Origin of the sequence: Pseudomonas sp. G5(2012) (assembly GCF_000408945.1) — a bacterium.
GTDB classification, from domain to species: domain Bacteria; phylum Pseudomonadota; class Gammaproteobacteria; order Pseudomonadales; family Pseudomonadaceae; genus Aquipseudomonas; species Aquipseudomonas umsongensis.
Window position 1 is genome coordinate 1 of sequence record NZ_APIO01000183.1, and the last position, 7,421, is coordinate 7,421.

The 7,421-nt window shown below is 59.6% G+C and carries 9 protein-coding genes; all 9 read right to left on the bottom strand.

Features of this window, described 5'->3' with window-relative positions:
• A partial coding sequence (locus PG5_RS32035; protein ID WP_155943764.1) for a hypothetical protein occupies positions 1 to 348 on the bottom strand: 348 nt, incomplete at its 3' end.
• A complete protein-coding gene (locus tag PG5_RS32040) occupies positions 335 to 1,507 on the bottom strand; it encodes a hypothetical protein (protein WP_020801237.1) in 1,173 nt (390 codons plus the stop codon). The genes PG5_RS32035 and PG5_RS32040, both read right to left, overlap by 14 nt.
• 115 nt (positions 1,508 to 1,622) lie before the next feature.
• Positions 1,623 to 2,195 (bottom strand): DUF3304 domain-containing protein, encoded by a 573-nt coding sequence (locus PG5_RS32045; RefSeq protein WP_020801238.1) that lies wholly within the window; start codon positions 2,193 to 2,195, stop codon positions 1,623 to 1,625.
• Entirely contained in the window at positions 2,182 to 2,346 is a 165-nt protein-coding gene (locus PG5_RS34380) for a hypothetical protein (protein ID WP_020801239.1), read from the bottom strand. The genes PG5_RS32045 and PG5_RS34380 overlap by 14 nt, the downstream gene beginning before the upstream one ends.
• On the bottom strand, positions 2,334 to 2,906 hold the full coding sequence (locus tag PG5_RS32050) for a DUF3304 domain-containing protein (protein WP_020801240.1): 573 nt from the start codon (positions 2,904 to 2,906) through the stop codon (positions 2,334 to 2,336). The genes PG5_RS34380 and PG5_RS32050 overlap by 13 nt, the downstream gene beginning before the upstream one ends.
• On the bottom strand, positions 2,893 to 5,199 hold the full coding sequence (locus PG5_RS32055; RefSeq protein WP_020801241.1) for a DUF2235 domain-containing protein: 2,307 nt from the start codon (positions 5,197 to 5,199) through the stop codon (positions 2,893 to 2,895). The genes PG5_RS32050 and PG5_RS32055 overlap by 14 nt, the downstream gene beginning before the upstream one ends.
• Positions 5,187 to 5,672: a DUF3304 domain-containing protein gene (locus PG5_RS32060; RefSeq protein ID WP_033042187.1), complete on the bottom strand. Its 486-nt coding sequence runs from the start codon at positions 5,670 to 5,672 to the stop codon at positions 5,187 to 5,189. The genes PG5_RS32055 and PG5_RS32060 overlap by 13 nt, the downstream gene beginning before the upstream one ends.
• A 71-nt stretch (positions 5,673 to 5,743) precedes the next feature.
• Complete coding sequence (locus PG5_RS32065) at positions 5,744 to 6,514, bottom strand: DUF4123 domain-containing protein (RefSeq protein ID WP_020801243.1); 771 nt, start codon at positions 6,512 to 6,514, stop codon at positions 5,744 to 5,746.
• The coding region (locus PG5_RS32070; protein WP_256229808.1) for a type VI secretion system Vgr family protein at positions 6,511 to 7,421 on the bottom strand (911 nt) is incomplete at its 5' end. The genes PG5_RS32065 and PG5_RS32070, both read right to left, overlap by 4 nt.

Below are 7,421 nucleotides of genomic sequence, written 5' to 3' on the forward strand. Positions count from 1 at the left end.
GCGCCAGAAGGGGCCGTAGTGCTTGCGCAATTCTGCGAGTGCCTTTGCGCACTCGTCTGGTGGACTAGTCTCGGTATTCGGCAAGGGCAGCAGAGGCTGACTGCCCATCACCAGCTTGTGAATCCCTTTCTTCAGGACCAACCAGATCGAGACTGCCAGGCTAAAAAGCAGTGCCCAGCACATCAGTCCTTTGAGCAGCAGATCCACCCACATGGCTTGGCTGACCGGGCCGCGCCCTGTCCAAATCCACCAGGCCACGCCACCCACCGTGACCACTACAGCCACGATCAGCGCCAGCAACAGCGCCGTCGGCCAGGAAGATATTCTTGGAGCTTCAACTATCTGCATGATCGGATTCCACAATGCCCAGGGCCAGGGTGTGTTGAGGGTCATTCGCCAACCAGGCACACGGCACGCCATGCTGCTCGGCATACCAGGCAGCCAGGGTCTGCACGATCATTGCCTCAAGGTTTTGCAGCGCGCCAAAGTTGGCGTCTTGCAGGTGTTGGCGGGTGTTCCAATCCAGGACAGACAGCGGCGGCATGTCGGGTTGAGAGAACGACACGCATACCGGCGCGGAAGACTTCAGCTCGCTTTGTTGCGACACTCGCTCGGCTACCGACGCCAAGCTCTCGGCATCAGCCGCGAACCATTCCCCGCGAGACAAGCGCACCCGACCTCGCGGACCGAGCCACCACAACACGGCAGCCTCGCCCGCGGGCATGTGACTCTGTGCCTCGGGCGGCGAAGAGTGGCAACCGGCACAAAGAATGCGGATATCCCAGGGTGCCCCGTGCAGCCGATCAATGATCGCGTCAAGGCTCTGCATGCCTTGCCAAGGCTCGGGTTGTTCGGGCAACTGGATTTGCGGACAGCACTGCCTCATCTGTTCGACAAAGGCTTGCCAGGCGTCCAGTGAACCTTGCCAGTAACAACACACTGGCTGCACCACGTCGGGTTCCGTACGCTGCTCGTTCCATTGCAGGGCCAGCAACGTCGCCAGATGCCGTTCGCGCTCGGCGACATCGCGTCCAAGTATCTGGAGCAGTCGAATCGCCGGGCCCTCGGGCGTCGCCTCTGGCACTGGGGGTTGATGCTCAGGACTGAACAGGCTTTGACGGTGTTCGGGGGAACTGCAGGCGGCGCCCAACAGCACCGATTCGATCAACCCGACTTTCTGCCGATGGTGGGTCCACCAGGTGTGCTGGACCCGCGTGGCTGCATTGGTATGGTATCGCGCGATATGCCAGTTGAAACGGTAGTACAACACGCGCAACAGCAGTGCCAGCAACCACAACACTGCCACGCCAATCATCACACCCCAGACGGTAAAAACGTCCAGCAATAATCGCAAAATATTCCAGTAACTACTTCCATGTTTGACCGACTCCAACAGATCGGCGCCAACAAACACCAAACCCAACAATGCTGCGCCGTTAACCAGCCATCGCTTGTAGTTGGGGGGTTGCGCCTGGGGATAGGGGGCATACTCGGGAGCCACTTTCATGAGGCAACCCACGTGTCGGCGCACTGCAACTGACGCAGCAGCGGCGATCCTTGTTTAGTGCAGGGTTCTCTTGACTGGCTGGCTGCAGTGCAGCCCATTCGCCCTTCGGCGTATTTCACTTCGGACATGACTGTGGCTCCGGTAAATGCAACGGGGTCTTGATCGGGTATTCGGGGCTGCCGTAGGCGTAGCAGAAGGTGGTGACTTGCAGTTCTTCGCAGGGCAGGAAGTGCACGGTGAGGCCGCAGACTTTTTGGCCGGTGTAGTCAGGGACTGGTACGACTTTGCTGTGTTGGCGTTTTTGCGCGTCGATTTTGTCGAGCCAGGCATCGTATTTGGCCTCATCGGCGAGGCCTGGAGAGTCAAAGGAGTAAGCTACACCCGTTTCCCAATCCACACGCACTGTCATACCCGGTCGCCAACGAGCTGGCGCGATATAGCAACAGCCTCCGCCGCCACCCTGATAAGGCCCGATGATGTCGAGGCCCGAACGACCATCGACTCGGAAGTGATTGATCGCCCAATGGGTGTGGTTGATGGCCTCAAGGGTGCTGGCCTGAGCATATTGTGCAAACAGGCTGCCGATCAAAGCGCCAAGGACGACGGCCAGTTCGCGGTATGGGCTGGGCTTGAGTTCTGGTTTGCTGGCGTGTACCACGCCTCGAAAAACAAGTTCAGACCGATGCATTTTTCACCTCATCAGCCTGGGCATAAAACGCTTTCCATAACGTATCGATGTCTTGCATGGCCTGGGCGAGGTGCTCAGCGTCCAGCACCACGAGGACCTCGACCGGAAACGCTGGCAGGTACCAAAGCGAAGCGTGTTTCACTTCGGACATGACTGGGGCTCCGGCAATTGCAACGGAGTCTTGATCGGGTATTCAGGGCTGCCGTAGGCGTAGCAGGAGGTGGTGACTTGCAGTTCCTCGCAGGGCAGGAAGTGCACGGTTAGGCCGCAGACTTTTTGGTCGGTGTAGTCAGGGACAGGGACGACTTTGCTGTGTTGGCGTTTTTGAGCATTCACCTTTTTTCTCCAATCCAAATATTTGGGCCAATCGGCAAAACCAGGAAAGTCATCCGAGTAAGACACGCCAGTTTCCCAATCGATACGCACCGTGGTACCCGGTTGCCAACGTGCAGGCGCGAAATAACAACAGCCGCCCCCACCCCCCTGATAAGGCCCGATGATGTCGATGCCCGAACGGCCATCGACACTGAAATGGTTGATTGCCCAGTGAGTGTGATTGATGGCTTGGAGAGTGCCGGCCAGTGCGTCTTGTACAAGTAGGCTGCCAACCAGAATGCCGACGACAACGGTTCCTTCGCGCCATGGGCTGGCTTTGAGTTCGCGCCTGGGGGCCTGTGCCACGCCTCGAAAGAAAGGTTCAGGCCGATGCATTTTTCACCTCACCAGCCTGGGCATAGAACGCTTCCCACAACGCATCGATGTCTTGCATGGCCTGGGCCAGGTGCTCGGCGTCCAGCACCAGGGGTTGCGCGGCGCCGGCAGGCCCGGCATTCGGGTTGGTGTGCGCCAGCACTTCACTATTCTCGCCATAAAACGCCAGGTCGCGACGGCCGGCCTCGCCGAAAAACACCATGCGTTCGCCGAAGTAGCTGCCGAACCACTCTCGTCCCCGCGTGTACAAGAACCAGGCGCGTGAGTCGTGGACCTGATCGTCGAACAGTGCGCGTAACAGCCCTTCAGGTTGCGTGGCGTTGCGGCTTTCGTCGACATTGCCGCGCCGGGTTTCATTTTGATGATTGATTTCGCGCAACGGCGGCGGGAATAGCTGACCAACACGCGCCTGTCCCTGGGCTTTCATCCGCTGACGCTCGAGCTGCACCCGGGTGGAGAGCTGATGAGCAATCAAGCCGGGAATGGGCATCTTTAGTGCGACCCACATCACCAAAGGATCCGTAAGGCTGAGGACGCGATAATGGGCAGCAAATTCTTCGGCCGCTTCGCGCAACTGGGTTCGCGCCATGTCGGCATCGAAATCCTTGACCCCAGGCTCCAGCGGCATGTTCGGTTCGCGGATGAGAAACTCGCGAGCCCGCTGCTGCTTGCGCCGTTTTACGACCTCTGCCTGATTCAGGTCGCGCTTTTCTTCGGCGCGCACTTTGACCCCTTCATCTGCTTCAAGGTCGCTCGCCTGAAGATAGAATGGGGTGTGCTTGAGGCTGGTGAAGGCATAGCGGTCGATGCGCCAGGCGGTGATCCAGCTCATCTGATTACGCAGGACCTGTTCCAGGTAAGTGGTGGCGGGTAGTGGCCGGTAGTGCTCGATCTGTTCGGCGGACAGCGATTGTTGTACGGGAGGCTGGTCCAGAGTTAGCTGACGCCATGCGTTGAAACGGGTAACAAGAGTTGGTGCAACACGAAACTCCTCCAATATCGCAAATTCCATAGCCCGCCAGACTTCATGGCGCAATTCGACTGGCAACGTTTCTTTCGGCACTTTCAAAGGAGCGCCGTGGGCGAAGGCGTCGGCATATAAATCCTGCAAAGCGATTTGCGACAGCAGTAAACCGTCATTCTCGCCAATAGCCTTACCCTGATCGCCCGGCGGATAACCACCACCCTGATCCGAGTGCACGCCCGGATAAATCACCTCCAGACTATTTACCGGGTAACCACCCTTCTCACGGCGAATGGACTCCAACGGAAAACTCAACCGTTGCTCGTGACTGGCAACGATGTGCAGGCAACGCTTGACCAGACTGCTGGCGGGCAGTTCCTGGTTGCCATCGGCCCAACTCATATGGCCGTTAGCCCCTGGGACGATGTCGGCCAGACCGACCGAGGCCACGGTGTCCAGCAGTCCCAGGTACTCGACGCTGACGGGCAACCGCAGGTCAGACAATGGCAAGGCCAGCGCCGGCTCAGTCAGGGTCAACAGCTGGTTCAGCCAACTGACAAAGGCCCGCGCCGCCGCCGCGCCACGGGAAAACCCATACACGTACAGCTTGATCCCCAACAGTTTGACCTGACCGGGTTGCGGTTGGGTCAGGGCAATGCGCAAGGGCTTTTCCAGGGCTTCGAACTGTTTGCGAAACTCACGGCTGCGGGCGGCGAAGCCGGTTGCCCATTCCAGTCCGGGCGCCGTGCCCATGGCCTTGACCGCTTTGAGCAGGGCCGTGTTGTCCAGCCGTGGCAGCCGCAGTGTGCGTCGCACGGCATCGAGGATCATCAACAGGCCCCAGTTGATCCGTTCCTCGCCATACCAGGCTCCCCCCAGTCCCAGAATGCTGTAGTCGAGGTCGCCGACTTCGGTAAACGGCGTGCCCACACCGGGCATGTAGTACTTGAAGTACTGGCCGTTGCCAGTGCCCGCCGCATCGGTCAAACCCTTGGCTTCGTGACTGTGGGCGGTGCCGCCGGCATGACCGTCGCCAATGCTGGCGCGGAACATCCGGGCGATATTGGTCGGGTGCCGGGGATTCGACAGGTAGAGGTCATTGTTGAGGTTATTGCCAGTGCCATCGAAAAACAGGCTGATGTGCAAGGTCTTGCAGCACGGCGGCATCAGCCGGCGCCCGGCCACCACGCACAAGGCATCGTGGTACTCCGACTCCAGCTGACACTGGCGCTGATTATTTTGATAGACCTGCTCGACGCTACGAGGCAAACGACCCTCGGCCGGAAACGCTGGCGGGTACCAAAGAGGAGCGTGTTTCACTTCGGACATGACTGGGGCTCCGGCAATTGCAGTGGGGTCTTGATCGGGTATTCAGGGCTGCCATATGCGTAGCAGGAGGTGCTGACCTGCAGCTCATTGCAGGGCAAAAAATGGACGGTGAGACCGCAGACTTTTTGGTCGGTATAGTCAGAGACTGGTACGACTTTGCTGTGCTGGCGTTTTTGAGCTCTGATTTGCTCCGCCCATGCCTCGTATTTGACTTCATCCGCAAAGCCGGGAAATCCATCGGGATAAGCCACCCCAGTCTCCCAATCCACACGCACCGTCATCCCCTGTTGCCAACGTGCCGGCGCGACATAACAGCACCCGCCCCCGCCACCTTGGTAAGGTCCGATAATGTCGATCCCCGAACGGCCATCGACACTGAAATGATTGATGGCCCAGTGTGTGTGGTTGATGGCCTCAAGGGTGCCGGCCTGGCTGTTCTGCGCGAATACGGAGGCAGTCAGATCGATGAACATGGCAACGATGACGTTGTTCACTGCGGGTGTAGGCATGAAATTCGACTCCTGTCTTTGCGGGGGCGAGGCACTCAGGCGATGCGCAACTTGTCGAGGGTGAAAGCTTCGCGTTCGGGCATCAGCAGCAATCCAGCCAGGGTGGCTTCGAGCATGGCGCCGTAGCAGGCTTCAAAGTGCTGTTCGGCGCTCCGCTCGCCAGGCAGTGCATGGCGCAGGCTTTTCATGGCCAACGTGGCATCACTGGCACAACCAAGGGTGTCTACCTGGCTGTCGCTCAGCTCGATGGAACTCAACATGGCGACGCTTTCGGGCGTATCGGGAGCCCCTGGAAAGTGCTGGGGAATACCATCGCGATCGAGCCAGCTCCAGAACACCGCGGGACGCAGCCACGGCTGTTGCTGATCAGCTTGCAACACATGGCTGAACAGCAACGGGAACAGACGCGGATCGTAATAGCGCAGCAACCCTGGATAGCCGCCATTGCGTGCCTCAAGGCAGCGCCCCAGGTGCTCGGCCAAGGCCTGGAAAGGCCAGTGGGAAGCCAGCGCCAGTAGTTGTGAGCGACCTTGTAACTCATGCATCAAGCCCTTGAGCCATTGCCGCTGCAGCGGCTGCGCCAGGTCAACGCGCACCAGCAACGGCGCCAGTTCTTCGGCACCGGCTTCCGGCAGCCCGGTGAACAACGAGTACCAAGTCAGTGATGGCTGCACACTGACTACACTTGGAAGCAGTGGGGCATTGCTGCCTGCCTGGTCGATGATGATGTCCAGGCAGGTGATAGACGCCTTCACGCAGGAGGCCTCCAGCAAATCGATCCAGGTACCGCGTTGAGTGATCGTCATGCTCGCGTCTCCCTGAGTACAATGCCCTGGGCAGCGGCCCGGGCTCTTTTCAGGCAGTCCTTGCACACTGAGCCGGGCAGTTCAGGCAAAGGAATGGCTTCGCTGGCGGGCAGGTTGAACTCGTGACGCGCCGCCTTGGCCTTGTGGTCCCCGGCCGTCCCCGATTCGATGCCGCTCGCATCGAGGATGTAGTAGCTTCCGCCGCCATTGAGGGTGATTTTCTTTTTTGCCGTGATGCGGACTTCGTCTTCGGTGCTGGTAATCGACAGTTCGTGGCGGGCCAGCAGCTCGAGTTGGTCGTTCTGCGCCTGCACGGAGACCGGGCCCTGATTGGCGATCAGTTTGATCCCCAGCTTGCGCACGAATACGCTCAGACCCTGGCCGATGCCGAAGAACAGACGCTTGACCACACTGAGGTTGGCGTCGCCGCCGGCGTTGAGCATCAAGTTGTCCTGCGCGGCCAGCTGCAGGTGTTGGCCACTGGTCAAGGCGATGCCTTGGGGCGCACTGAGCAGGATCACCTGGGCCTGGAGTGCTTCGATTTGCTCGCGCTGCATTGACAGTTGCGCCTGCACATCGGCGGGTTCGGCGAGGGCTGCCTGCGCTTCGCTGGACAGGCCTTGCAACTGCTCGACGGCCTGTTGCAAGCGGCCCAGCGCGGCTTGCATGTCCAGTACCTGACCCTGGGCGTTCGGTTGCTCATCGGCACTGATGAACACACCCTTACCGCCACGGATGGCGCCATGGCCATCCGTCCTCAGCTCAAACCCTTCCCCGCGCTTCTGCTTCTTCGCATCCACCAGATGCCCCAGGTTCAGCTGACTCTTGCCGCCATATTCGGTGCTGAGCTTGACGTGCTCCTGTCCTCGCAGGTCTTCCATGCGCAACTTGTTGTTCGCCGGTGTAC